This window comes from Saccharopolyspora spinosa NRRL 18395 (assembly GCF_000194155.1).
In the GTDB taxonomy this organism is placed as follows: Bacteria; Actinomycetota; Actinomycetes; order Mycobacteriales; family Pseudonocardiaceae; genus Saccharopolyspora; species Saccharopolyspora spinosa.
In genome coordinates this window covers 1018488-1043774 of the sequence record NZ_GL877879.1, presented here as the reverse complement: position 1 = coordinate 1043774, position 25287 = coordinate 1018488, and the positions used below count along the sequence as shown (strand labels likewise).

The following is a 25287-nucleotide window of genomic DNA, read 5'->3' as shown; positions in this document are numbered from 1 at the left end:
GTATCGACCGCGCTGCCCCAGAATCGGTATTACCAGTTTCGCTGAGTCGACGGCATGTCCGGCCGATCTACCCAAAACTGGCTGTTCTTGACAATAATTGGTATGACAAGTCTGTTGACCGCTCTGACCTCGGTCGTTCATACTTCGTCCCCAAGCGAGGAGGCGAGACCGCTGTGCGGTCTTCGGAACCGGAGGTGAAAGTGGTGCGCAAGGTGCTCATCGCGTGTGGCGCAGCGACTGTCTTGCTTCTGGCCGGATGTGCGGGGGCGGGGACGGACAGCGGCCACAAGATCAAGGTTGGGCTGGTGACCCAGGCTTGGGACAACCCGGCCATCAAGGACATGTCGGAGGCAGCCGAGGCCGCGGCAGCCGCAAAAGGAAACATCGAGCTGCTCTCTCAAGACAGCCGGGACATGCAGGACATGGTCACCAAGCTGCAGGCGATGATCGGCCGAGGCGTTAAGGCACTTGGCATCGAACCGTGGGACAAACAGCAGATCATGCCGATCTTGACGCAGGCGAAGGCCGCAGGTATCCCGGTTTTCATCCTGCAGTCGGAGATCGAGGGCGCGCAAAACCGTGGCTTGGTCGTGACCTCCATCATCGGAGACGAGACGGAAGGCGGCAAGGTTGCGGGCACCTGGCTCGGCCACCACCTGAACGGTGCGGCGAAAGTCGCCGTTCTCGAGGGTGCCCCTGCTGACACGCCCGGCATCGAGCGCGCGAATGGGTTCGAGCAGGGGCTGGCTGCAGCCAACCCGGGGGCGACTATCGTCGCCCGCCAGCCAGCAGACTGGGCGCGCGACAAAGCTCTGCGCGTGATGACGGACATCCTGACAGCCCACCCCGAAATAGACGCGGTGTTCGCCGACAACGACGAGATGGCGTTCGGTGCGATCTCGGCGCTCGAGACCCGCAACCTGAAGGGAAAGGTACCCGTCATCGGCTACAACGGGACCTGCATCGGCCTCCGGGCCACCTACCAAGGCACGTTCGTCGCCAGCGGGATTCTTTTTCTGGACCACGTCGGTTCGGAGTTCATCAACTCGGTCGTTGCCCGCCTCGACGGGCAAGGCATCCCGGAGAAGGTCGAGCCACCGATCACCCTGCTCACCACCGACCAGGTCAAAGAGATCTCGGGCGGCGCCAAGTCTGTTGACGTCAACGGAAAACCGTTCAATGTCGACGATGCCCTTGCCAAGCGCGTGAATGACGCAGTGGCCGGCCGCTGCTGACTACGCGACGGGAGTTTCAATGATGATCCACGCTACCGAACCGACGTCAGTGAGCCGGACAGTGCTGGCCGCCAAACAGGTCGCCAAGAGCTACGGCGGTGTCTACGCGTTGCGGGATGCTGACCTAACGGTCGCCTCCGGAGAAGTCCACGCGCTGCTGGGTGAGAATGGCGCCGGCAAGTCGACGCTCGTGAAGATCCTGACGGGGGTTCACTCCCCGGACCACGGGAAAGTTCTGATCGACGGCGAGCCGGTTTCGTTCCAGTCGCCGCTCCATGCCGAGCGCCTGGGCGTCCATGCCATCCATCAGCACCTGGCCCTGGTCCGAGGTCTGAGCATCGTCGACAACTTCCTGCTGGGACGAACCGAAGCCGGCGAACGCGCCAGGCACTTCGGCTTCCTCAGCAGGCGCGAGGCCGCTCAGGTTGTCGAGCAGGCTGTGGCATCGGTGGGACTTCGTGTCGATCCGTTCACGAAGATCTCGCAGCTCTCCTTGCCGCAGGCACAGCTAGTCCAGATCGCGCGGGCGCTGACTGCCGAGGCCAAGGTTCTCGTCCTGGATGAGCCGACTGCGGCACTGACTCCTGCTGATCGGGACAACCTGTTTGAGAAGCTCGATCGGCTCCGCGGCGACGGCGTCGGGCTGGTCTATATCAGCCACCGTCTCGACGAGATCACCGCGCTCTGCGACCGTGCGACCATCCTTCGTGACGGCCGGATCGTTCGCGAGATGGCAAAGGACGAGTTGACCGTCGACGCCATGATCGAGGCAATGCTGGATCGGCCCGTCCAGCAGTTGTACCCGCCCCGTGTGGTCAACCCGACCGAGGTGCCCGTTCTCCAGGTCGAGGGTCTGAGAGTCACGGGGCAGCCGCCCGTCAGCTTCATCGTCAACGGCGGTGAGGTTGTCGGCCTCACCGGCCTGGTGGACGCCGGAATGGTTCCTGTCGCGGAAGCCCTGTGCGGCAGCCGTCGGGCAGAAGCGGGCGCGGTGTCCGTAGATGGATCCAACGCCTTGCCTCGCACCGCACTCGATGGGATGCGGCACGGCATCGCACTAGTTCCGGCTGACCGGTCAGAAGCGCTGATCGCCGGCCTGAGCATCGCCGAGAACTTGGCGCTGACCTACTCGAGCCGGGCACAGATTGCCTCCCGCACCGGGCGCCGGCTGCGGTGGATGTCGCGCCGCCGGACGAAGGCCAACGCGGTGCGGGCGATCGATCGGTTCACGGTCGACCCGCGACGCCCGGAACTCTCTGCTGGTTCCCTGAGCGGGGGGAACCAGCAGAAGATCGTCCTCGCCAAAGCAGTCTCGTTGTCTCCCCGCGTGCTGGTGCTTATCGAGCCCACTGCGGGCGTCGATGTAGGGAGCCGGGCACAGATCTACCAACTTCTGCGCGAGATCGCTTCTCAGGGCGTTGCGGTGCTCTTGGTGAGCTCGGACATGCAGGAGGTCTGCGGGTTGAGTGACCGGGTATGCGTGTTCCGGTCCGGCGCGATAGCAAAGGAGATCCCCGGCCCGACGACCGAGCGGGAAATCATGGGTCACGCGACACGGCCCCTGGCGGGTGCCAGATGAGTGATGGCGGTGATCTGGCCGGGGGTGGCTACCGGGCAACTCCACGGGTTGTTGCCACGAGCGGTCGCCGGCCGCCCGCCGCATCGCCGCGTCCACGCCTCGGTATGCTCCGGCCTATGGCAGGCCCACTCCACGATGTTCGTGATCATGTCGTGTCGATGATCGTGGCGGGCGAACTGCTTCCCGGAGCAGCCCTCCCCGCCGAACGGGAGCTCGCGATCCGCCTCGGGGTCTCCCGCCCGCTGGTGCGCGAAGCCCTGCGGAGCCTCGAAGCCGTGAACATCGTCGAGTCCCGTCGCGGCGCTGGAACCTACGTCACGGATCTGACCCCGGAGCTCCTGCTCGCTCCGCTGAGCTACGCGTTCCGGCTGGTCCACGGGTCGTACCTCGACCTCTTCCAGGTCAGGCGGTTCCTCGAGCCAGCGGCGGCTGCGGAGGCAGCCAGCACGGTCAAGGAAGACAACCTGGTCGAGATGGACGAGTTGCTCAAGGCCCTCGACGAGCCCGATGAGGACACGTTCCCGGAGAACGATCTGGCCTTCCATGAATGGATCGTCCGGCAGACCGGGAATCCACTGCTCCTCAGCATCATCAGGGGCATTCGAGACCTGGAGTTCACGGTCCTCGAGGTGACCGCGGCGAACACGGTCAATCGTGAGCAGTCGCAGATCGAGCACCGAGCCATTGGGAAGGCAATCCGCGAGGGCGATCCGGAACGTGCCAAGGCGGCGATGCTTCTCCACCTCGCCCGGGTCGAAGATCAGGTCCGTAGTTCCGGCACCGGGTGCCCGGCATCGGCCAGCGAAGCGCACTGAAGAGTCCCATCAGGTTGATCCGGCCGCATTTGGGTTCGATCCACCGGTGGTTTTGGGTACCGGTTCGGTGGTGAGAAGGCGAGATGCCCTCTTGAGCTGGGACGATTGATCTCGCTGAATGATCCATCCGTCCTAGTGAGAGGGCACTCTGGAGTGCGGTCTTCTCATAGTCCGGCGCGGCTGGGCGCGGTGTTTGATGATCCGAATCTGGTTGCGGATGCCGGGCTGGTGCCGGTGGTGCGGCTGGCGGAACGGGCCCGGCTTGGTGAGCTGGTCATCGCCGCGGTGCGGCTGTGCGAGGGCAAAGCGGCAGATGTGCGTGGGCGAAGCCCGGTTCGTCGCCGAGTCCTTGGCCGCCGCCGACCAAGCCGGATGCGCCGGAATGCGGATCGTGCGGGCGGATTCGAAGTTCTACACCGCTGATGTGGTCGCCGCCTGTCGTCGGCGCGGGGCGTATTCCTCGCTGTCGACCGGTATCAGTCGACGACGACCCCGGCAGCGCCTAACGCACGCGCCACCATGTGGCCGCCCATTGCTCGCTTCTCGGAGGTGACTGTGCCGATCGCGTCGAAGTCGTTGCCAACCGCCTCATCGAACGCCCCGCGCGCCACGCGTTCGGTGGACGCGGTGAGGAGTGTCTCGAGGCTGGGCAGCCGGAACGGCCGGTCCGCCACGCCGAACGCAACTGCTCGCCCGCGCTCCTGAGCACCCTCAGCCGGCAGAGTCAACGCCGCCCCTGCCTCTGCGAAGTCGCCGTGCCGGGGCGCGAACTCTTCGAAGCCCCACCGGCCGCCGGCGTTAGGAACCTCGAAATCCAGCCGGGTGAGGATCTCGTCCTCCTCGATGGCCGTACTTAGATAGCCGGTGAAGAAGTCGCCGGCGTTCTCGACACGGCCACCGCGAACGGACCTCAGCGTGATCCGGGCGTCCGCCAGGACCATCGCCGCCGCTATTTCCGCGGACGGGTCTGCGTGCACCACGCTGCCGCCGATCGTGCCCCGCGAACGGATCTGGACGTGGCCCACCCAGCTCGCTGCTGCGGACAACAACGGCCAGGCGTCGCGCACCGCAGGTGAGCGTGCGATCCAGCCAGTCGTGGTCGTGGCCCCCAGACTGAAACTCGGGTCGTTGAAGGTCCGCTCGGACAGCTCTGCGACGTTGCCGATGTCCACCAACACCGGCGGACGAACGAGGCGGTAATTCAACATCGGGATGAGGCTCTGCCCTCCCGCGAGCACCTTGCCGCCTTCTTCTGCGCACTCCGCAAGATCATCGAGCGCCCGCTTGAGGGTGGTCGGTGCGCGATACAGGAACGGCGACGGCTTCATGCCTCATGACGGTACTCGTTGGACTGACCAGTGTCACGACTGTGGGCCCATTTCCTGCAAATCAGGCCGTTATTTGGCTGCCAGACCGAGAATCGGTAAGGCCAATTGCTTGACGGTGGGGACCTTGCCGTGGTCCTATGCAGGCCCCACCCGGCTGTGCACACCCCAGTAAGGAGGAGCTGGTGAGCGCTACCCAACTGCCACCGAAGCAGTCAGTCGAATCGACCTCGGCACCCGCTCAAAAGCGCCGCCCCGTCTGGTTACGCGTCGTCGCGTCGCCGATTGCCGGAACCTCCATAGCGTTGATCGCGGTCTGCTGCGTCTTGTCGGCCATCGCGCCAGATTTCGCCACCGTCGGGAACGTCCTCAACGTCCTGCTCGCGGCGTCGACGCTGACGATCCTGGCCTGTGGTCTGACCGTTGCTCTGATCGCAGGCGAGATCGACCTCTCGGTCGGCTCGGTCGAAGCACTGACGGGTTCGGCGGCTGCGGTCATGATCGTGACCTACGGCATTCCGTGGCCGCTGGCCATCGTCGGTGGCATCGCCGTCGGCGCTGCGGCCGGACTCGTGAATGGCATCGTCGCCACGAGGTTCTCGGTTCCCTCATTCGTCGCATCACTGGCCATGCTGAGCGTTGCCAGTGGTGCAGCCAACCTGTTGACCAACGGCACCTCGGTGTTCGGCCTCGGTAGCCAGTTCGGCTTCCTGGGCATTGGAAAGGTCCTCAGCATTCCGGTCCCGGTTGTCATCGCGGGCGTCGTGGCGCTAGGCCTGGCGGTCACGCTCCGCAAGACCAGCTTCGGCCTTGACGTCTACGCCGTCGGCGGCAACCGCGAGGCAGCACGCCTTTCCGGCGTCAATATCTCCAGTGTCAAAGTCCGAGTGCTGGTCCTCAGCGGCGCGCTCGCCGGCCTGGCTGGCCTCATCATCGCTGCGCGACTCGACTCTGGCTCGGGCACCGTCGGTACCCAGGACCTGATGGCAGCCATTGCGGCAGTCGTCATCGGTGGCACCTCCCTCAACGGAGGAATCGGCAGCATCGGTGGCTCCGTCGTCGGAGCGCTCCTCATCGCGACCATCCAGAACGGCCTGGTCCTCATGGACATCACCGCGTTCTGGCAACAGGTCGCCATCGGCTCACTCATCCTCATCGCCGCCCTGCTCGAGCGACTGTCCAAACTGACCATCGGAGGCAAGCCAGCATGACCACGCACCAGCAGCACGACCTCGTCATTCGCGGCGGCACTGTCGTCAACGCCGACGAGATGGCCGTCGGCGATGTCGCCGTCCGCGAGGGCAAGGTCGTCCAGGTCGGCATCGTCGACGGCTCTGGTGCCGACGAGGTCGACGCCACCGGTTGTCTCGTGGTGCCGGGCGCCATCGACGTCCACACCCATTTCCACCACTGGGTGGGGTACGTCGGCTCGCACAACGCCGACGACTACGACTCCGGCACCCGTGCCGCAGCCGCGGGCGGCATCACCACCATCGTCAACTACGCCTTCCAGGAGGAAGGCGAAACGCTGATGACCGCCATCGAGCGCGACCTCGAGCTGGCGAAGACGACCGCGAACATCGACTACGGCCTCCACGTCGTCGTCACGGACCACGCCGAGAAGGCCGTAGCCGAGTTCCCCCAGGTCGTCAAGGCCGGTGTGACCAGCGTAAAGGTGTTCGGTGCAGTCTCCGGTTTTCAGCTGCCCGACGCCGGCATCCTCGAGGTACTCCGGGCGGCCCGCGACGCCGGCATGATCGTCAACGTCCACGCCGAGGACGGCGCACTCATCGACTTCCTCACCCGCACGTTCGAACAGCGCGGTGACCTCGGAGTCGAGTTCCTGCCCCAGGCGAGGCCGCCTCAGGCGGAGGCGATCGCCACTCGCAAGATTGCAGAGTACGCGGCGCTCCTCGAAGCGCCCGTGTACTTCGTGCACCTGAGCACCGCAGGAGCACTCGAGGCCGTCCGCGATGCCCGCAAGAAGTTCGACCAGATCTTCGTCGAGACGCGTCCGGTGTACCTGTTCCTAGAGCAGAGCGTCTACGAGCTGCCGAACAAGGAGGGCAACAAGTACGTCTGCCTCCCGCCGATCCGATCCAACACCGATTCCGAGGCGCTGTGGGAGGGTCTCCAGGCCGGCGAGATCCAGACCTATGCGACCGACCACGCTCCTTGGAAGGCCGAGCAGAAACTTGCCGAAGCGCCGTTCTGGCGGATCCCCGCCGGTGTCTCGAATCTTCAGACCAGCGTGCCGATGCTGTTCTCCGAGGGAGTGCAAACGGGCAAACTCGACGCCTGCCAATTCGTAGCGCTCACCTCCACCAACCCGGCCAAGCTCTTTGGCATGCATCCCGCCAAGGGGGTTATCGCGCCGGGTGCAGACGCCGACATCGCGGTGATCGACCCCGCGGACGTCCGCCGGCTCACCGTCGGCGAGATGCACTCCAATGCCGACTACGATCCGTACGAGGGGTATGAGTGCCACGGCTGGCCGCGACTTGTCTTCTCACGCGGCGACCTGGTCGCTGAGCGCGGCAACGCCCTGCACAGCCCGGGACGCGGCAAGTACATCCGCCGGGACACCAACAACTACGATGTCTGAGCCGCTCGCCAACGACATCACCGTGGGCGTCGTCCAGACCCCCGCGGGCGGCATCGAACCGCCAGCCGTCCTCGACCTCGGGCGCACCCTCAGACGGCATGACCTGATCGTCTTCCCCGAGATGGCGAACACGCCGTACTTTCCCCTGGCCGGCGTCGACCCACGGTACGTGCCAGGGCGGCAGGCGTTCCCGCTGGAGCAGGTCCTCGACCCTTACCAGGTCCTGGCCAGGCGGTTGGCAAGCAACATGGTCGTTGGGGTGTGCTTCACCGATGGCCGGCGCGTCCGCAACGCGGCGGTCGTGCTCGACCGGCAAGGCGAACTGGTCGAAGGCAAAGGCAGCACCACCGGCAACTTCCGCTCCGTCTACGACAAAACACACCTGTGCAACGTGCGTGGCTACGGGTCGACGTTCGTCGAGGACGACCATTTCCACGCCGGGCCCGAGCTGCTGACCTGGGACCTCGACTTCGCCCGCATCGGCGTGCTCATCTGCTACGACCGGCACTTCCCCGGCGCGTGGGCGACGCTCACGGCGAACTCGGCCGACATCGTCGCCGTTCCCACCGCGTCGCCCGAGGGAACGAAACCGGTATTCGCAGCCGAGATGCAAGCTATGGCGCTCCAACAGAGTGTCCTCGTGGCAGTCGCCAACCGGCACGGACGTGAAGCCCTCGGCAAGAGCGACGTCAGCTACCTCGGCCAGTCCATGATCATCGGGCCGGACGGACGCATCGTCCAGATCGCCGGCACCGGATCGGCGAGCACGGCGACCGCGACCTTCGCGGGGACCGCGGTCGCAACCACGGCCCGCGAGATGGGCATGCGCGGCGCACAACGACCGGACCTCTACACCTACCGCCCGACGAGCTGAACGAGGAGGCACAGAGAACATGACCAACACCCGAGTCGCCGACATCATCGGTCAAATCCTCCAGGACCAGGGGATCGACACCTTTTTCATGCTCACCGGTGGCGACCCCGCCCTGTGGACCGCGTTCCAGCAACGCGGGATCCGGATGATCCCCTGCCGTAGCGAGCAGGGCGCCGTGTACATGGCCGACGGCTACGCGCGCATCACCGGCCGGCCGACCTTCGTCTACGGCCAGCACGGCCCCGGATCCGCGAACGTCGCAGCCGCCTTGGCCGACGCGTACTGGGCCATGAGTCCCGTCGTCTCCCTCACGAGCTCCGTGCCAGCCGCCACCCGCGACCGTCACGAGTACCAGCTGCTCGACCAGCTCGCGCTCCACCAGCCCGTGACCCACTGGGCAGGCGAGGCCCGCCAGGGCGACCACGTCCGGCGCATGCTCCTGCGTGCGATGCACGAGGCGGTCTGCGCGCCCGGCCCGACGCACCTCGACGTGCCCCGGGACGTGATTGGTGAGACGACTGATCCGGTGGCCGCCACCGCGGCGCCGACGACCCGGCTGACCGCCCCGATGTACCGGCCGCTTCCGTCCGCGGAAGTGATCAACTCGATGGTTGACGCGCTGGCCTCCGCCCGCCGCCTAGTGATCCTTGCCGGGTCCGGCGCACGCGTCTCCGGTATCAGCCACGAGATCGCCGAGCTGGCCGATCTCCTCCAGGCCCCGGTTGTGACCTCGATCGGCGGTAAGGGCACCATCGCCGACAGCCACCGGTTCAGCGCCGGCGTCGTCGGCCGGTACGCGGCACCGATCTCCAACCGGATCGCTCGGGACGCAGACCAGGTGCTGGTTCTGGGCAGCCGCACCGGATCGGTGACCAGCGACTCCTTCACCCTGTTCGAGGACGTCCGTCTGATCCGCGTCGATACCGCCACCGGCTCCCTCGACCCGGCGGCCGATCTCAACGTGCTCGGCGATGTGAAGGCCACCGTCGCCGCCCTGGTCGAGGCGCTCGCCGCCCACGCGGAACGCGCCACGGCCCTTCGTGACCACACATGGGTGGCGGAGTGTGCCGACGCCGTCGCCACGTGGCGAGCGTGCTCCCTGAAAACCACCAACACCAGCACCGAGCACATGCACCCCCGCGAGGTCGTCTCGACGATCGCGGCCGCGCTGGACGGCACGGACGTCATCGTCGCGGACACCGGCTACATGGCCGCATGGGCAGGCGTGCTCTACCCGCAGCGGACGACGGGCGCGACCTTCCTCCGTGCCGCCGGCTCGCTCGGCTGGGCCATCCCGGGCGCCCTCGGCGCGCAGCTCGCCGCACCGGATCGGCGGGTCGTGTGCATCACCGGAGACGGAGGCGCCGGCTACAACCTCACCGAGTTGGAGACCGCCGCTCGCGTGGGCATCCCGGCGACGATCGTGGTCATGAACAACGGCACCCTGGCCTTCGAGTACCACCTGCAGAAGTATGTCGAGGGCAACATCATCCCCGAGATCAACGACTTCGGTGACGTGAGCTACTCCGATGCGGCATCCGCCCTCGGTGCCCGCGGCGTCACCGTGCGGACGCCCGCCGAGCTTGCGCACGCGCTGAGGGAGGCGGACGCGAGCCGCGCTCCGACGCTGATCGATGCACGGATCGACCCCGAGGCGATCGCACCCGTGACCTCGTACGCTGCGCGCATGCCGATGCCGACCAGCGCGTGAGTGGGAAAGGGTGGGCAGCCGGAATGAGAATCACCGTCGAGGTCAACGGACTCACACGCGAGTCGAACGTGGAGCCGCGAACCCTCCTCTCGGACTACCTTCGGCACGAGCTCGGGCTCACGGGTACTCATGTCGGCTGCGAGCACGGAGTTTGCGGCGCGTGCACTGTCCTTGTCGACGGTGAGGCAGTTCGTTCGTGTCTCACTCTCGCGGTGCAGATGTCAGGCCGGTCAGTGCGAACCGTCGAGGACTTGGTACCTCCCGGGCAGGACCTGAACGACATCCAGGTGGCGTTCCGGAAGCACCACGCTCTCCAGTGCGGGTTCTGCACGCCGGGGATCCTCATGTCGCTGGCCGCCGAGCAGAACCGTCCGGCCCCATGCCGGGCGGACGCACTGGACAGCGTGCGGGGACACATCTGCCGGTGTACCGGATACCGGGGTATCAAGCGCGTCGTCGAAGAGATCTTCGCCGAGTCCGATGCGGAGAACACGCCATGACGGGAACAACCGCAGGTAAGGGGACCGGCAAGCCGATAGAGCGGGTGGAGGATGAACGCCTGCTGCGCGGTCTGGGAACCTACGTCGACGACCTGGCCATGCCCGGGACCCTGCACGCCTACTTCGTCCGATCGGTGCACGCCAACGCCCGGATCACCTCGATCGACGTCGAGCAGGCCAGGCGGCTGAGGGGCGTCCACGCCGTGTGGACCGGGCATGATCTCGGTGAGCTCAACGGCCCGTTGCCATTGCTCGGCCCACACCCGGACCTCATCGCGCCGCGGACGCAGCTGCCCCTGGCTGTGGACCGAGTGCGGTACGTCGGCGAGGCAATCGTCATGGTCATCGCCGACAGCCGGTATCGGGCCGAGGATGCGGCCGAACTCGTCGAGATCCACTACGAGCCGCTCCCCGCCGTAGTCGAATTCACTGACGCCGACCGTGGGATGGTTCACGACGACATTGCTGACAACGTTGCGGCTGTGGTCAACCAGTCTCGAGGCGACGTTGACACCGCGCTGGCCTCCGCGCCGCACAAGCTCACCCTTGACCTGGAGATCGAGCGCAGCGGCGGCATGCCTATGGAAGGCCGGGGGGTGCACGCCGAGTGGGACCGGCGTACCCGCCGCCTACACGTGTCCGACTCGACCCAGTCACACGTGGCCATCCGGCAAGGGCTTAGCCGGATCCTCGACCTCCCGCTCGACCAACTGGAGGTTGTCGCACCGGACGTCGGCGGTGGCTTCGGCACCAAGATCATGCTGTTCTATCCCGAGGAGGTGCTCGTCCCGCTCGCAGCCATGCGCCTCGAGGCAACCGTGGCCTGGACCGAGGACCGGTACGAGCACTTCATCAGCGCCAATCAGGAACGCGGCCAGGTTCACCGGGCCACGGTGGGCTATGACGACGACGGCAAGCTACTGGCGGTACGAACCGCATTCGTCCATGACACCGGCGCCTACATCCCCTACGGGATCGCGGTGCCAGCCGTGACCGGAACGCACCTGCCCGGCCAGTACCACGTTCCGAACTATGAGTTCACCGGCCAGATCGTCTACACCAACAAGCCGCCCGTCAGCCCGTACCGCGGGGCCGGCCGCCCACAGGGTGTGTTCGTGATGGAGCGGCTCATCAGCGCGATGGCGAAGTCACTGGGCCTCGAGCCCAGCGAAGTCCGTTGCCGCAATTTCATCGCGGATGACGCGTTCCCCTACGACACCGGTCTCGACCTGCACGACGGGAGTCGCGCGATCTACGACAGCGGCCGGTACGCCGAGGGCTTCCAGCTCGCGATGAGGCACGCCGACCTGACCGCCTTCCGCGCCCGGCAGAAGCAGCACCGAAGCGAGGGACGATTCACCGGAATCGGGTCGGCAACCTATGTCGAGGGTACCGGCGTCGGCCCGTACGAAGGCTGCACCGCCGCGCTCAACCCGAACGGCCGGATCGTCGTCGACGTGTCCGTACCCTCCCAAGGACAGGGACACGCGACCACGTTCGCCCAGTTGGCCGCGGACGTCCTCCACTGCGATCCCGCCAACGTCGTCGTTCGGGCAACATCAGGCGGCGCCGGCGCAGTGGGCCACGGAACTTTCGGCAGTCGCGCCGCCGTGATGGCCGGCAACGCCGTGGCCGCGGCGGCCACGAACCTGCGCCGGCAGATCCTCGCAACGGCAGCAGAGTTCTTTGAGTGCTCCGCCGAAGACCTGTCCATCGACGACGGATTCGTCCAGGTCACGGGGACCGGCGCGCGCCTTTCTCTCGCAGACCTCGCCACCGGAGTCAACCCGATCCGGTACCCGGCCGTACCTGAGACATCAACGCCGTGGACCGGTGCCAGCGCGCCGCCGATCGCCCTGGCAGCTACCGAGTACTTCTGCAACCGACAGTGGGTGTTCGGCTTCGGCGCCCACGTCGCCGAGGTGGAAGTTGACATCGCCACTGGCAAGACGACCCTGCTCAACTACGTCGTCGTCCACGACTGTGGCCGGGTGCTCAACCCACTCGTCGTCGAGGGCCAGGTACTGGGCGGGCTCGTCCAAGGCATCGGTGGCGCGCTCCTGGAACTCTTCGCATTCGACGCCACCGGCCAGCCCACCACGACCAGCTTCCTCAATTTCCGGCTGCCCACCATCGACGACCTGCCGCCCCTCGTCCTGGACGAGATGCAGACTCCGTCGCCGTGGAACCCGCTGGGGATCAAGGGCACGGGAGAGGCGGGAATCATCCCGGTCGCAGCTGCTATCGCCGAAGCGATCGAAGACGCACTCGAACCCCTCGGGGTGTCCGTGGCCCGAATGCCGATGACCCCGGAACGGATGCGGCACCTCATCGCGACAACGACCACTCAACAGAAGGAATCGTGACCGTGGAGCTCATGCACGAGTTCGACATCGCCGCGCCACCGGACATCGTCTTCGACTTCCTGCTCGATGCGCCGAGCGTCGTCACCTGCGTCCCCGGCGTCACCATCGACGAGGTCATCGACGAGTCGACGTTCGAGGGGAACCTCAAGGTCAAGGTCGGTCCCGTGACGGTGCGCTACCGGGGAAGCGGCTACATCACAGCCGTTGACAAAGACAAGCGGGTCGCCACAATCCGTGCCGAGGGCGAAGAACAAGGAGCAGCCGGCACGGTAGCGGCCACGATGGAGATGTCGGTGGCCGAAGTCGAGCGGCAGTCGCGCGTCACCATCCGCACCGACCTCGCGATCGTGGGCCGCGTCGCCACGATGGGCCGCGGAGTGCTCCAACAGGTCAGCAACCAGCTGGTCGGCCAGGCAGCCCGGAAAATCGAGAGCCGGGTCCTGTGCTCTGAAAAGGGACTATCCACCGGGATCGACGCGCAGGCGCCGCCGGCGAAGTCCGTCGCTGCTGTGCCGTCCTCATCACCTGGCAGTACCGAACTTGCTGTTGGTGCCCTCCTCAAGGGCGTGGTCGTGAGCTGGCTGCTTAAGACCTGTAGCAAGTTGCTGTTCAACGTCGAGCGGTTCGCTGCCCGTACCCGCGAAAGGATCGATGGATGAGCCTGACCGTGATGCAGCTGAGCTCTGGAAGGAGGCGGCGCTCCCGGATGGTTTCTTCAACGTCGTTCAGGGTGACAGGGTGACAGGGTGGCGGTGGACGGCCTGCTCGATCACCCGTCTGCATCATTTCTGGAACCCTCACGCGCACCGGCCTGATCAAGCAGGGACCAGCCAGCGAATCAGGAGCGTGGGCGTCAATTTCTTGACTGGACACGCAAATGAGGTCGCATTTCGTGGATACGCGGTTGCCCTCGCCGAAAACCTCATGGGTGCAGGTCAAGCTGCATGCTCGTACTCGTGGAGGATGCCGCCGAGGCGATCGCGTCGCCGTATGTCGAGGTGGGCGATCTTGTCCGGGTTCGCGATGCCTTGGTGAGGCCGGTGGGAGTTGTAGAACTGTTCGAACTTGCGCAGGATGTGGAGTTGGTGCTGCTGGTTCCAGATCAAGGGAAGCGCCGGGATAAACCGGCTTGAAAGTGCCGAAATGGCAGTGTTGGCCGAGTCATTCCGGCGGTGACGCTCAAACGCCTTGCGGAGTTGTCGCAGTAGTGCGTGACAACGACCGGAAGCGACGACGGTGAGCCGTTGCCCGGCGGTGACCGTCGCTTCGGCTGCCTCTTCGAGCTCGGCGCTCGCGAGGTGCGCCAGTGCAAGATAGGCGCCGTGCAGGGTAGCGCTGCGCTGGTGATTGACGTCACGACCGGACGCGGGCCGGGCCGTCACAGGGTCCTCAACCGGTGGGCGGTGCACCATCCGGACGAACGCGTCGGCGGAGGCTGGACTCGGCCCCACGCCATCGGCACGGGCCAACGGGTTAGCCGATCTGTTTCTCCCTGGCGACGTTTACCTCTGTGTGCCCAGGAACGTAGCTGTCGATCGTTGCGTATCCGCTGGAGTCGTAGAGGCCGATCGCGCTCGTGTCGCGGATGGCGGTTTCGAGTCGGATCCTGTTCGCCCCGATCAACTCCGGATCTGCAGCGAACTTCTCTAGATCGGCCAGAATTCTGCGGCCGATGCCGCTCCCGCGTTGGTCGGGGCGAACGAACATCTTGCGCACCTCGGCGACGCCGCGAGCGAAGGTACGGATCCCCCCGCAGCCGACAGGCTCTTCTCGAAGTAGGTGAGCGGAAGACCCAATGAGGTGGAGTGAATTCGGCCACGCGTTTTGATGTGTGATCCGTGCCGCAGCTTCCCTTTCGCTCAGCGTAGCCTGTCCAAAAGTGACATCTTCCCGAATTCGAGTAGCGCGGTGAACCTTCCTGCGTTGGTTGAGTTCGTGCGGGGTGGTGTTGCGGGTTCTGCTGGTGGTCCTGTGGTGCTGATCGCCGAGGGCGGTGCGGGTGCGGGTGTGGGTGTGGTGGTGTCGCCGGGGCAGGGTTCGGCTCTGGCGCGGGATGTGGGGCGGGATGTTGTCGCGTTGAGCGGGCGCGGGCCGCGGTGGACGGTGTTCGCTGCGGATGGTGCTGCTCCCAGTCCGGTGGGCGGGCCCGCTGGCCCGGTGCCGGCGGGCAAGCGCGAGGACCTGGCCGGTTTGGCGGGTCTCCGGTGAGCAGGCGGTGGCTTCGGATGAGACATCGGTTGCGTTGGCGAGGCCGGTGGCCGGGAACGCACAACCCGTGGCGACAACCACACACGATGCTGGGGCGGGCACCGAGCGGGATACCGGTGCGATACCGGCGGGGCAGTGGTCGGCGCCGGATCTGCGCCGGGAGATCGGCCGGGGCAAGGCGATGACCGTGGCTGCGGAGGGGGGTAGGCCGCAGCCGGTTGAGCAGCGGGCGGAGGTCAACGACTCGGCCATGCCGCGCTCGGTGGAGGGAGCACAGCCGGTCCCGGTGATCAGGTGGACGGGCACGCCAGGGCCAACCCGGGCCGACACGGCTGCGGGACGGACGGCAAGCAACGGGGCAACACAGAAGCAGCGGGACGCCGACCGGCGGGCACTGCGTGAGCAGGTCGAGGCGTTGCAGATGGGGTTGGAGCAGCTCATCGCTGAGAAGGCACAGAAGGAGCGGGATTTACGGGTTGCGCGGTTGCGGGCGTCGCTGGAAAGGCTTCAGGCTCAACAAACAGAGTGGGATGCGGTGCCGGGGAGTATCGGGGCGGTGCAGGCGGAGGTGGCTGAGTTCGCGGCTGCCGAGGGCCGCGTTGCGGGATCGTCTGGTGGGGAAGGCGCTTCGTCTGCTGGTGGGTCGGCTGCCGTTGCCGGGGCTGTTGATCCTCCTGCTTTGACGGGGGAGGAACTGCGGGAATTGAGCGATGAGGCCACATCGCAGTTGGCGAGGTTGTCTGCTGAGGAACAGACCCGTTTGTCGGCGGCAGCGTCCAGGGTGTTGGGCTCGCCTCTGAATTCCTATCCGCAATTCCTGGGCGTGATGGCTTATTACTTGAGCCCGGTGTTCCAGGACTTGCCCTCGGGTGAAGTCGCACAGTCTGTTGATGCGGCGCGGGGAAAGTTGCCTGATATTGGGGCGGCGATGACGGCTGTCGGTACGGTCGCGAGTCCGGAGCCGGGTGGGGACGCGCAGTGGCCGGTGCCGGTACTGGACGCGTTGCCGGAGGTGTGGGTGGCTCACGTCGGCGGCCAGGACGCAGGGGCGTTGTTGCCCAGGATCCGTGGCCACCTGGTGGTCGGGTTGACCGCATCCGGCGGCACCCTCACGGTGCGGGAGTTGGCCGCGCGAATCGAGCAGTTACCGGGCTGGGCTAGGCGGCCGGTCGTGCTGGTGGGATCTGCGGGATCTTTCGACCTTTCCGATGCGGCCCGGCTGCGCGACACCCTGGGTGTTGATGTGATCACAGCCGATCAGGTGGTGTGGTGTGCCGCCGATGGCCGAGTGGTGACCTGTGATTTGTTTTTCGTTCGTGGTGGGTTGCCGACCTGGGGCGAACGCATCGACGGGATGGTCGGCGGCGGGGCCCGGGCCGCGACGGCGGGGCATTGGTACCTGTTGTCGGCCGTGGGTGGTACCCGGCGGTTGCCCGGTGCGGATCTTGTTGCAGCGTTGGCGAGTTCCGGCGCCCGGGCGCGGTTGGGGACCGCATCAGGATCTGATTTCCGTTGGGGTGTGCGTCGTGTGCCGGTGATTCTTGCGATCCAGGGCGCCACCGACACTGCCGAGTACACCGCGTGGACCCGCTCGCCGGATCATGCCGCCGCGCTCCCGGACGGCAGAAAGCCGCTGCTGGTGCTCGGGCATGACGATGTGGTCATCTCCCATGCCGAGGTCGCCAAGCTGCGGGGCAGTACCGGTGCGGATGTGTTGGCGTGGGTGGACCGGGGCCGGGGTCCGAAGTGGATGTTGCACCGGGTGGACGGAAGCCGGCCGAGGCCGGTCGAGCCGCCCACCGAGGTGACTCGTACGCCACGACCGGCACTGTTCGGGGGGAGCGGTGATTCCGTCGAGACGATCGAGGAGGCTGCGGAGTCGGCATCTGATTTGCCGGGCACCCAGATCGTCGGTGTGCACGTGACGCCCGACGGGGTGGCGGTGTTGCCGGATGGCCGGCGGGTGACACCCGAAGCCGTCGCGGCGGTCGCCGCGTGGCGTGGTCGTGGGGTTGTGGGTGAATACAGGACAGGAAAAAGCTCGGCGGCGTGGGGGCCCTCGGGGGGAGTTGGGTGGGTAAGTTGTGCGGGCTCAAAACGAGGGTGAGGCCGAGACGGTTGAGGAAGTGTCGCTTCCGGCTGAATACTGACGTGTTGTTTCCGGATGTTGTTCGTGTGGGGCTCGGTTATTCATCGCTGCTGGCCAAAAGGCCACAGGCCGGCGCGTAGGGCTGCAACCATGCTCGGATGATCGTGTCGCTCCTGAACCACGTAACGCGGCGTCTTCTCTCCGTCCCGGCAGTGCTATTACGGCGGGCCACCGCGAAGGATGCCGAGCTCCTCGTCCTGCGGCACGAAAACGTCGTGCTACGACGCCAATTGCAAGGACCAATTCGGTACGAGCCGGCGGATCGCCTGTGGCTCGCGGCCCTGTCCTCGCTGATCCCCCGCCGCCGCTGAGCAAAGGTCTTCCCAATAACACCGAGCACACTGTTGGCTTGGCACCGCAAGCTCGTCGCTTACCGGTGGAACTACTCCGAACGACGTGGTCCGGGACGGCCGCCAACGAAGGCCGCCATCAAGAAGCTCGTGCTGCCCCTTGCTCGCGAGAACAGCCGATGGGGCCATCGCCGGATTCAGGGTGAACTCGCCCGGCTCGGACACCCGATCGCTGCCTCGACCGTCTGGCAGATCCTGCACGCAGCGGGAATCGATCCTGCCCCGCGGCGCAGCGGTCCAACCTGGCGCGAGTTCACCGCACAGGCCACCGCCGTGATCGCCTGCGACTTCCTCCCCATCGATACCGTAGGCCTGCAACGCCTGTACGCCCTGGTCTTCCTCGAGCACCACACACGGCGCCTGCACGTCGCCGGCGTCACCGCACACCCGACCGCTGCCTGGGCCACCCAGCAAGCCCGTAACCTCGCTATCAGCCTGGGCATGCGCATCGACTCGCTGCGCTTCCTCATCCGAGACCGCGACAGCAAGTACACCGACGCCTTCGACGCCGTGTTCCAAGCCGAGGACATAGAAATCATCAAGACACCTGTCCGAGCACCGAAGGCCAATGCCACTGCGAGCGAATGATCGGCACCCTCCGCCGCGAAGTCCTCGACCACATACTGATCCTGGGCAAAGCTCACGCGAGCCAGGTCCTGGCCGAATACCAGAGGCATTACAACGCGCACCGCCCCCACCGGGCCCGAGACCAGCTACCTCCCCAGGTTGAGGAACAACCGCCTCCAGTCGATGCAACGGCCAGCCGGAGACTCCTGCGCTCCCGCGTCCTCGGCGGCCTGATCAACGAGTACCGATACGCCGCGTGACCAGCAGCGAGGAATATTCGAGCCCCACAGCTCCCGCCAGGATCTCGGCGAGTCCCGCGCAAGCCTCACAAGCACAGGCGATAACCTGGCTTCCAGCAGCGCGAACACGTGCTAACTCCGCCGATATGCCAAGCGGTCGGGGTTCTTCATCCAGTGAAACTGCGGTCACTCGGAACATCAGAGCGGCGGACAGCGGCGAAGGCAAGCGCGCTCAGCAGGACACCGATCAACCCGCCCAGCAGTAGCGGTCTGGTCCCCCTCCGATGCGATAGGAACGTCCACAAAGGATTGGAGAGCAGGAAGGCGCAGCCGGACGCCGTGATGACCACGCCCATCCGGATCTCGTCCAGACCGAGCCGGACGGCCAGCGGGAGGAGCACGGGCATGGCCGACTGCTGGACTGTGTAGCAGAGGGCCAGTCCTGTCCCTACCAGGGCGAGCCGGCCCCCGTGCGCTGATCTGACCGTCATCGCGTTCGTGCCGCCAGTTCGGTAACTCGTGCAGCGCTTCGTGGGCTAGCGGAAGGGCTCCGGTGGCCAGATCGCCGAGCAGTGCGCGGATTTGGGGGCTGCGGAGCCAGAACAGGCCGTTCTTCGGGTTCGGCATGGCCACCAGCTCGGTAACCAGTGGGGCCAACGGCGCGGGAACGTCCGGTGCCGTCGGCGAGGGCCTGGTGGAGCTGATCGGACAGGGTGCAGTGGGTGCAGAGGTGACCGGTGTGCAGGTGATCTTCGAATCCACAGCGGTTGCAGAAGAAATCGCGTGTGATGCCAGCGCAGTCCCGGCAGATCGCCTCACCAGCCTCGTTACGGCAAGGAAGCAGCCGCTCGGCCGCGCAGCTAGGGCAGGCCCCCCGGATCTTCAGTGCCCTGTCGTAGCCGGTGCGGCAGAGCTGCCCTTCCCAGTTCGCCGCCTTCTCCGCTCGACGACCGCAACGAACGCAATCACGGATGAACCACCGCTCATACCGCTCTGCGGTGGCATACGGGCGTTCGGTCATTCCGGCCGGATGCGGGCGCGCTTGGGGCGAACGGAGGTGGCCAGGTCGACGACCTCAGCGTCGGCGGTGCTGGTCTTGCGGGGTGCGGCGTTCTCGGCTCTGGTCGCGATGAGCTCGGCCGGGGTGCACTCGAAGATGTCGCAGAGAGCCGAGAGCACTCGCAGCGAGAGCCGCTCGGGGGTCTGGGTGACCAAGCGCCAGACCTGCACCGATGACAGCTTGATCCCTCGATCGACGAACTGCGGTTCGAGGTCAGTGGCGGCGAACATCCCATGTGCGGCCATGACCTCTCGCAGTCGCCACTTGTAGCTGACCTGTCGTTTCCTTTCGCCCTCCTGGCAGCGGGTTTCATCGCGGCTTCGACTGGGCGTCCAAGGCTCTCCGCACGGTGCGGGTGCGGAAGTCCGAGGACACGCACGTGTAGATCGCCGTGGTGCTGGCATGGTCGTGACCTGCTTGTTCTTGAACCAATCGAGTGTCAAAGCCGTCCTCGATGAGGTGCGTGACGTAGGACGACTTGTGTCCGCAGTCGCCGTGTTCAGATGGGTGAGTGTGGCGATTGAGCTGCCTCGATTTGCGCCGCACGGATATGCGACGCAAAGAAATGCCTGTGTTTGGTTTCCGCCTCGATGACGCGGCATAGATCACTCGATTATGGCTGTTCTGAAACGTCGGGGGTGTGTGCGGCGGGATGCTTGATCTGCTCGCGGAGGATGTCTCCGTGGCCGGCGTGACGCGCGAAGTCCTCCATGATGAGCAGGTAGATAAACCGCAGGTTGACGTCGCCGACGTGGGGGTGTGTCCGGGTTTCGTCGAGGTCGAAGTCGGCGGCGATCGTGCGGGAACGCTCGCTGACGCGCTCGAATTCGGCGATCACGTCGGCCAGGGTCTCGTTGTCGTCGACGACGAAACTGGCGTCACCCGCCGTCGTGCCGCCGTCGCATTCGCTCTTGGGCAGGCCCGCCAGGATGTGCTGGAACCAGATCCGTTCGGCGACTGCGGCGTGCTTGAGCAATCCGATCGGGGTGGTCGGCGACGCAACGAGGCGGCGGCGGGCCTCTGCTTCGGACAGACCGCGCGCCGTGTTGATTAACTCGGCCCGGTTGCGGTCGAGCATGCTCTCGAGCAAACGGCGTTCAGCGCCGGTGGTGATTCGCGGTATCGACCATGTCATTGTCGGCTCGATTCTGTTCGTGGGGATGGATCTGCCTGTCGTACTTGTGTTTTGGTCCTCGGCGCCTCTTCAGCAGGGACCGATGACCGCGTTGCGCCGCGGCAGGCGTGTGATCGACGTTCTGGCGACTTCAGCCGCCTGACGTAGGCGGGTGATTTCCTCGTGCTGGGCGGCCAGGCGCGCGATGGCTTGTGCGCGGGAGTCGGTGAGTTCGTCGATCCTGCCGGTGGCCTCGGCGAGTCGCTCGCTGAGTGCGCGGTTGTCGGCCTTGAGACGCAAGATCTGCGCGTAGCGGCGGTCCGGCGTCCGAGCCGACCAGAAGGATTTGTCAGGTGTTCGTCCGGTGGGTGTGCTGGGTGATCATGGTGGCGACTTCGTCGCTGACCGGCAGAGGATCGGTCGGGATGGCCCAGGTGTGGGCGTCGTGTTCGCTCAGCCGGACCTCGTTGTCGTGGGTGACGGTGACGGACCAGGTGTGCTGACGGGTTCGTTTGCCGCTGCCGGAGATGTAGTCGAAGGCACCGAGGTAGCCGGTGATGGTTTTGATGGTAAGTCCGGTTTCCTCGAGAACTTCGCGGTGCAGTGCGGTGGTGAGGTCTTCGCCGGGTTCGATTTTGCCGGAGGGCAGTTCCCAGGTGCCGCCGCGGAAGTCGTTGAGCGGTCGCTGTAGGAGGAGGATCTGTCCGTTGTGGTCGATGACGGCGCCGACGACTTGCTGCTGGATGCCGTCAGCGGTGTCTTGGCGGGTGAGGTCATTGACGTCGGGCAGGCTCATACCGGGTGGGCCTCCTTGAGGTCGCGGTAGTTGCTGAGCACTTTCGTGAACGCCTGAAGGTAGGCGTCTGCGAGGTCGTCGTTGTCGTGGGGGACGGGGAGTTTGAGGGTGTGGCGGTGGAGGTGTTCGGCCCGGGGGAACTGGCCAGGGCGGTAACGCGGCCATCCTTCCGGGAGGAGCGGGAACAGCTCGTTGGGGGCGTCGAACAGGGTGTCGGGTTCCGATACTCGGCTGGTGGGGCTGATCTGCGGTTTCATGCTGCGGGTTCGTATTCGTTGATGAGACCTGCGAGGACCGGGTGTCGTGTGATCCGTTCGTGGTTGAGGTTAGGGACGGGTGGTCTGGCTGTGGAGGTCGGAGTTGGTGACCTCGGTGCGGTCGCCGACCGTTGTAGTGCCGTAAGTACTGGCCAGTACGGTCCGCAGGTGTCGTTCACCGAAGATCAGCATGCGGTCGGTGAGTTCGGTTCTGGCGGTGAGCACGAATCGTTCGGCGAAGCAGTTCGCTCGGGGACAGTGGGGAGGAATCTTCACAGCACGGATGCCGACGTCGGCTAGTACCGCGTCGAACGATGCCGTGAATTGGCCGGCTCGATCGCGAACGAGGAAGGTGAACTCGGCGGTGCGCTCGCCGAGATCCATCAGAAGATTCCGGGCCTGCTGCGTGGTCCCTGGTCCGTCCGGGTTCGCTGTCGTCCCGAGGATGTGCACGGCGCGGTTGTGCACTTCCAGGGCGAACAGGACGTAGACCCGTTTCAGGGTGACTGCGCAGTCCACGTGAAAGAAGTCCACGGCCGGCATGGTCGAGGCTTGGGTCCGCAGGAACTGCCGCCAGTGGGTGTCGGCGTCCCGGTGCGGCGCTGGCGGTATCTGCCGCTGGTTGACGATCCTGCGGATCATTGAGGCGCCCAGGCGGTGGCCGAGTTTGAGGAGCTCGCCCCGGATTCGTTGGTAACCCCGGGTGTTGTTCTCTGTGGCCATGCGGACGATGACCGTCGGTGACGGTCGGATGGTTGATGAGGTCGGTATGGACGGGCTGGAGTTGTTCACCACGGTGGGTTGCAAGGTGTACTGGCGCGAATGATCCACTCCGGCACCTCGCTCCGGGACGTTGGTGTTTGCTGGGTGAGCGGGGGTCTGAAGACTTCGTGAAGAAGGTATGAACCCGGGTTGGGCATGCTTCGTTATGAGGGTATGGGAAGCCGAGGCTTGGGAGTGCGGACATGATGGCAAACGATCACGGCACGGTGCTCGCCACCATGATCTTCAACCTGGTAGCCCCGGCGGGTGTGATCGCGCCAGTCGGCGTGGAGCTGCGGTGTGCGGATCCGCCCCCGGCTGGACTCTTCGGGTGTGGTCGTGATCGAGTTGAGCTCGCCGTCGGGGCAGGCCTCCTTCGAGGTGGATGCTGATCAGCTTGTGGACTTCGTGAACGACACTTACGACGTGGTCGCGCCCGGTGATGAGCACCGGTGGATGAATGTTGACGAGGTGCTGAGCCGGTTGCTTTCGCACAACCTGTAGTGGTCTGGTTCTCTGGAAGCGCCGCACGCCAGGCGGCTGGCTGGGGGTCTTGGCGGTGTTGAACACGTGAAGACTGCGCCGCGCTGCGTCTCCGGGCCGGGAATCCACCCGGCGCAGGTGCAGCGCTGTATGCGGGTATTCGTCGCCGTCGAATACGGCGTTGTATCGCTACCTGAATTAGATCCGGCGGTTCGAGCCGTTGAGAATCCGCGTGTCATCGTCGCGGCGCGTGGTTGTCTCCAGCTCTCCGTAACATCCGGGCAGCCGTGGGGCTCGGTCGACGCAAACGCGCAGATCTTCTCAAGCCGGCTCATCTGCGACAGCCCAGCGCGGCCGCTGTTCTCCGGATCCGAGCGCGTGCCCGCCGACTGCCTGGTCAGGTTCTTGGTGCGCTGACGCTGGGTTATGGTCAAGGTGGGCCTACAAGGGTGCCCGTGGCGGTGTCTGCGGTTAGCTGCGTGGTGTCAGGCAGGGTTTGAACACCCATCCTTGATGGGGGGATCGGACTTGGATCCAGGTGTCCACCGGGATGGAGCCGACGCCACAGTTAGGGTCATTTGGACCGCCAGTACCCGGTTCGCCTCGGATGGGCTGGCAGGAGCCAATGACGAGTTGGCCGGTGTCGGTCATCATCTGACGGCCGAGGTCGTTGTTGAAGCTGGGTGTCGGGCGTACCGCGACCTGGGTGTATCCGAGTTCATAGGTGCATTCGCCGGGCTTTGGTGAGTCCGCGGGCGTGGCCGGGTTGACCGGGGGCGTTGGGGTTGAGATAGCGATGATGGTGGTGACCACGCCGCCCGCGAGGAGGGCAACCGTTCCCAGCGTCATGATCCACTTTAGGCGGCGGGATGCCGGGACTGGGGCGGTTGGGGCCGGTTCTTGTCCAGCAACTGGAGCCGGTTCCTGTTCGTCGGTTGAGGTTGGTTCCCGTCTGGCGTCGTCGAGCCGCTCCCACGCGTCGGCCCATGTCCCTTGTGCGGCGGTGTCAACGCCGAGTGCCCGCAGAATGTCATCAAACACGCTCTGCGGGGCGAGCGTGCGGCCGCTGAGGTAGTTGCCGAGTGTGCTGCGCGGAACTTCACGTCTGTGCTCCCGCAACCGTTTGACCGTGTCATCCAGTGAGAGCTGGTGCTTGCCTTCCTGGCGGCCTTCGGCCCGGCGAAGTAGATCGAGTTCGCGTTTGAGGTCGCTCAGCGTGTGGATCCGGGCCGGGTCCGCGTCGTCCACCATCTACCCCCTTGGTCACAGTGGGTAACTAGTCTGGCACAAGATCATCCAGGGGCATTCAGGAGTGTCCATGACCGTCCAGATTGGCACTATCGCAGGTCAAGCCGGGTGTGGACTGGTGGCCGCGAGATCGCCTCGCAGCACCAACACACATGAACGGAGTGATCGATCATGCCTAGGAACACATCTGCGGCGGACGTGAAAGTTCCGGGTTGACGGACCTGGCCGTGGCCCGCGATACGCCCTGTTAATCAATGCGCAGGGGCCCTTTCGGCGGTCACGCTCTGATTGTGATTGTCGATCATGGCGTGGTTGTTCCGGAAGGGCCTCTCGTGTGGGTCGTCATCGCCGATCCCCAGGCCGATCACGGCGTGCCAGGTCACGTCCCCGACCTGGTTGTCGCGGCCGCAGCTGCTGCACACCATCCTGTACCGCTCGAAAAGTCCCGGGCTGCACGTCAAGCCGCTTACCGGTATTCGTTGATAAGTCCATTGACGACGCGGGTGCGTAGCAACGTGAGGGCGTTGGCTTGGTGCGCTAAGGGGCCGGTGGTCAGGCGGTGGTGATGAGCCCTTGTCTCGGCACTCGTCAGCTGCGATCAGGACCGGCCCGTTGTGGCGGGAAGCGGTGCGGGCGGTGGCCCGTAGCGCGAAGCTCGCCGGCGGCCGGCGTGGTTGCCGTGGTCGTCTTCGAGTTCCTCGGCCTGCGAATCCTGCGAATCGCCTGGATCAACCTCGACCGTGTGTGGGCGATCGCGCTGCTGGGGGCTGGCGTGGCTGTCCTGTTCACCAGTTGAGCGGCTGGGGTACTGGCAGAAAAGGGCCGCGAGTGCTCACCTGCCAGCGGCTGTTCGGGCCGGGATTCTGCCGTACGAACCGGCTTCCCAAAGAGTCATTAGGGACCGTGGCGGTTGTTCTCGCTGGTCAGCAGAGAGACAACATCCTTGGTGGGCCTTCGGTGTTCGCATCAGGTGCGAAGGCTTCGCGTCTGATGCGAACACCGTCCGGCTGTCGAGGAACATCGGAACGGTAATTGGCGGTAGAG

General features: G+C 65.6%; 28 protein-coding genes and 2 pseudogenes. 18 read left to right on the top strand and 12 right to left on the bottom strand.

Annotated elements, in window-relative coordinates:
• The first annotated feature begins 203 nt into the window (after window positions 1-203).
• The 3 genes from SSPN_RS0123850 to SSPN_RS45400 all read left to right on the top strand — a co-directional run bounded on the left by SSPN_RS0123850 (window position 204) and on the right by SSPN_RS45400 (window position 3629).
• Complete coding sequence (locus tag SSPN_RS0123850; RefSeq protein ID WP_158309630.1) at window positions 204-1235, top strand: sugar ABC transporter substrate-binding protein; 1032 nt, start codon at window positions 204-206, stop codon at window positions 1233-1235.
• A gap of 61 nt (window positions 1236-1296) precedes the next feature.
• The gene (locus tag SSPN_RS0123845; RefSeq protein WP_029535666.1) at window positions 1297-2814 is read left to right on the top strand and encodes a sugar ABC transporter ATP-binding protein; all 1518 of its coding nucleotides are present in this window, start codon (window positions 1297-1299) and stop codon (window positions 2812-2814) included.
• Complete coding sequence (locus SSPN_RS45400) at window positions 2712-3629, top strand: FCD domain-containing protein (protein ID WP_083822079.1); 918 nt, start codon at window positions 2712-2714, stop codon at window positions 3627-3629. The genes SSPN_RS0123845 and SSPN_RS45400 overlap by 103 nt, the downstream gene beginning before the upstream one ends.
• 476 nt (window positions 3630-4105) lie before the next feature.
• Here the strand turns inward: SSPN_RS45400 and SSPN_RS0123835 are convergent, their stop codons facing one another.
• Window positions 4106-4957 (bottom strand): FAD binding domain-containing protein, encoded by an 852-nt coding sequence (locus tag SSPN_RS0123835; RefSeq protein WP_010309873.1) that lies wholly within the window; start codon window positions 4955-4957, stop codon window positions 4106-4108.
• Between the two features lie 182 nt (window positions 4958-5139).
• Between SSPN_RS0123835 and SSPN_RS45395 the strand changes: the two genes are divergently transcribed.
• The 8 genes and pseudogenes from SSPN_RS45395 (at window position 5140) to SSPN_RS45390 (ending at window position 13669) form a co-directional block, all read left to right on the top strand.
• Complete coding sequence (locus SSPN_RS45395) at window positions 5140-6165, top strand: ABC transporter permease (RefSeq protein WP_158309629.1); 1026 nt, start codon at window positions 5140-5142, stop codon at window positions 6163-6165.
• Window positions 6162-7559, top strand: a complete 1398-nt coding sequence (gene hydA / locus SSPN_RS0123825) for a dihydropyrimidinase (RefSeq protein ID WP_010309869.1) — start codon at window positions 6162-6164, stop codon at window positions 7557-7559. The genes SSPN_RS45395 and hydA overlap by 4 nt, the downstream gene beginning before the upstream one ends.
• Entirely contained in the window at window positions 7552-8433 is an 882-nt protein-coding gene (locus tag SSPN_RS0123820) for a carbon-nitrogen hydrolase family protein (RefSeq protein WP_010309867.1), read from the top strand. The genes hydA and SSPN_RS0123820 overlap by 8 nt, the downstream gene beginning before the upstream one ends.
• Before the next feature lie 19 nt (window positions 8434-8452).
• Window positions 8453-10144, top strand: coding sequence for a thiamine pyrophosphate-binding protein (locus SSPN_RS0123815; protein ID WP_010309862.1), 1692 nt, complete (start codon window positions 8453-8455; stop codon window positions 10142-10144).
• A 23-nt stretch (window positions 10145-10167) separates the two neighbouring features.
• Window positions 10168-10332, top strand: a pseudogene (locus tag SSPN_RS60265) ((2Fe-2S)-binding protein); the annotation flags it as partial.
• Between the two features lie 30 nt (window positions 10333-10362).
• A complete protein-coding gene (locus tag SSPN_RS60260) occupies window positions 10363-10644 on the top strand; it encodes a (2Fe-2S)-binding protein (RefSeq protein WP_237710816.1) in 282 nt (93 codons plus the stop codon).
• Window positions 10641-13010 (top strand): xanthine dehydrogenase family protein molybdopterin-binding subunit, encoded by a 2370-nt coding sequence (locus SSPN_RS0123805; RefSeq protein WP_029535664.1) that lies wholly within the window; start codon window positions 10641-10643, stop codon window positions 13008-13010. Before SSPN_RS60260 ends, SSPN_RS0123805 begins: the two co-directional genes overlap by 4 nt.
• Window positions 13007-13669 (top strand): SRPBCC family protein, encoded by a 663-nt coding sequence (locus SSPN_RS45390; protein ID WP_010309855.1) that lies wholly within the window; start codon window positions 13007-13009, stop codon window positions 13667-13669. The genes SSPN_RS0123805 and SSPN_RS45390 overlap by 4 nt, the downstream gene beginning before the upstream one ends.
• A 276-nt stretch (window positions 13670-13945) precedes the next feature.
• Here the strand turns inward: SSPN_RS45390 and SSPN_RS60255 are convergent, their stop codons facing one another.
• The gene (locus tag SSPN_RS60255) at window positions 13946-14392 is read right to left on the bottom strand and encodes a hypothetical protein (protein WP_010309852.1); all 447 of its coding nucleotides are present in this window, start codon (window positions 14390-14392) and stop codon (window positions 13946-13948) included.
• A gap of 91 nt (window positions 14393-14483) precedes the next feature.
• The gene (locus tag SSPN_RS60250) at window positions 14484-14807 is read right to left on the bottom strand and encodes a GNAT family N-acetyltransferase (RefSeq protein WP_044575450.1); all 324 of its coding nucleotides are present in this window, start codon (window positions 14805-14807) and stop codon (window positions 14484-14486) included.
• 126 nt (window positions 14808-14933) lie between these two features.
• On the opposite strand from SSPN_RS60250, the gene SSPN_RS55295 reads away from it, so the two are divergent.
• The 4 genes from SSPN_RS55295 to SSPN_RS58605 all read left to right on the top strand — a co-directional run bounded on the left by SSPN_RS55295 (window position 14934) and on the right by SSPN_RS58605 (window position 18544).
• Window positions 14934-15218, top strand: coding sequence for a hypothetical protein (locus SSPN_RS55295; protein WP_237710846.1), 285 nt, complete (start codon window positions 14934-14936; stop codon window positions 15216-15218).
• A 67-nt stretch (window positions 15219-15285) separates the two neighbouring features.
• Window positions 15286-17325 (top strand): cell division protein ZapB, encoded by a 2040-nt coding sequence (locus tag SSPN_RS0123785; protein WP_029535662.1) that lies wholly within the window; start codon window positions 15286-15288, stop codon window positions 17323-17325.
• Window positions 17326-17711: 386 nt separating this feature from the next.
• Window positions 17712-18305: a helix-turn-helix domain-containing protein gene (locus SSPN_RS58610; RefSeq protein ID WP_202798904.1), complete on the top strand. Its 594-nt coding sequence runs from the start codon at window positions 17712-17714 to the stop codon at window positions 18303-18305.
• Window positions 18302-18544 carry an integrase core domain-containing protein gene (locus SSPN_RS58605; RefSeq protein WP_237710711.1) on the top strand — a complete coding sequence of 81 codons (243 nt, stop codon included), beginning with the start codon at window positions 18302-18304 and terminating at the stop codon, window positions 18542-18544. The genes SSPN_RS58610 and SSPN_RS58605 overlap by 4 nt, the downstream gene beginning before the upstream one ends.
• A 146-nt stretch (window positions 18545-18690) precedes the next feature.
• Here SSPN_RS58605 and SSPN_RS0123775 read toward each other — a convergent pair whose 3' ends face one another.
• The 8 genes from SSPN_RS0123775 to SSPN_RS45370 all read right to left on the bottom strand — a co-directional run bounded on the left by SSPN_RS0123775 (window position 18691) and on the right by SSPN_RS45370 (window position 22473).
• Window positions 18691-19014 carry an MFS transporter gene (locus SSPN_RS0123775; RefSeq protein ID WP_010309843.1) on the bottom strand — a complete coding sequence of 108 codons (324 nt, stop codon included), beginning with the start codon at window positions 19012-19014 and terminating at the stop codon, window positions 18691-18693.
• 526 nt (window positions 19015-19540) lie between these two features.
• On the bottom strand, window positions 19541-19840 hold the full coding sequence (locus tag SSPN_RS60245; RefSeq protein WP_029535661.1) for a helix-turn-helix domain-containing protein: 300 nt from the start codon (window positions 19838-19840) through the stop codon (window positions 19541-19543).
• 52 nt (window positions 19841-19892) lie between these two features.
• Window positions 19893-20129, bottom strand: coding sequence for a tyrosine-type recombinase/integrase (locus SSPN_RS51805; RefSeq protein ID WP_237710815.1), 237 nt, complete (start codon window positions 20127-20129; stop codon window positions 19893-19895).
• Window positions 20130-20196: 67 nt separating this feature from the next.
• Window positions 20197-20718 (bottom strand): DinB family protein, encoded by a 522-nt coding sequence (locus SSPN_RS0123765; protein ID WP_010309834.1) that lies wholly within the window; start codon window positions 20716-20718, stop codon window positions 20197-20199.
• 69 nt (window positions 20719-20787) lie between these two features.
• Complete coding sequence (locus tag SSPN_RS45375) at window positions 20788-20997, bottom strand: hypothetical protein (RefSeq protein WP_010309832.1); 210 nt, start codon at window positions 20995-20997, stop codon at window positions 20788-20790.
• Between the two features lie 49 nt (window positions 20998-21046).
• Window positions 21047-21493, bottom strand: coding sequence for an NUDIX hydrolase (locus SSPN_RS0123755; protein WP_010309830.1), 447 nt, complete (start codon window positions 21491-21493; stop codon window positions 21047-21049).
• The gene (locus tag SSPN_RS0123750; protein ID WP_010309828.1) at window positions 21490-21750 is read right to left on the bottom strand and encodes a hypothetical protein; all 261 of its coding nucleotides are present in this window, start codon (window positions 21748-21750) and stop codon (window positions 21490-21492) included. Before SSPN_RS0123750 ends, SSPN_RS0123755 begins: the two co-directional genes overlap by 4 nt.
• Before the next feature lie 69 nt (window positions 21751-21819).
• A complete protein-coding gene (locus SSPN_RS45370) occupies window positions 21820-22473 on the bottom strand; it encodes a DDE-type integrase/transposase/recombinase (RefSeq protein ID WP_010309826.1) in 654 nt (217 codons plus the stop codon).
• A 242-nt stretch (window positions 22474-22715) separates the two neighbouring features.
• Here SSPN_RS45370 and SSPN_RS45365 point away from each other — a divergent pair.
• Both SSPN_RS45365 and SSPN_RS55285 read left to right on the top strand, forming a co-directional pair.
• Window positions 22716-23016: pseudogene (locus SSPN_RS45365) on the top strand (SsgA family sporulation/cell division regulator).
• Between the two features lie 66 nt (window positions 23017-23082).
• Window positions 23083-23412, top strand: a complete 330-nt coding sequence (locus tag SSPN_RS55285) for a hypothetical protein (RefSeq protein WP_143539607.1) — start codon at window positions 23083-23085, stop codon at window positions 23410-23412.
• Window positions 23413-23466: 54 nt separating this feature from the next.
• On the opposite strand, the gene SSPN_RS0123735 is transcribed toward SSPN_RS55285, so the two are convergent.
• Window positions 23467-24246 (bottom strand): helix-turn-helix domain-containing protein, encoded by a 780-nt coding sequence (locus tag SSPN_RS0123735; protein ID WP_010309819.1) that lies wholly within the window; start codon window positions 24244-24246, stop codon window positions 23467-23469.
• Between the two features lie 667 nt (window positions 24247-24913).
• On the opposite strand from SSPN_RS0123735, the gene SSPN_RS60240 reads away from it, so the two are divergent.
• Entirely contained in the window at window positions 24914-25039 is a 126-nt protein-coding gene (locus SSPN_RS60240) for a hypothetical protein (RefSeq protein ID WP_010309816.1), read from the top strand.
• The last annotated feature ends 248 nt before the right edge of the window (window positions 25040-25287 follow it).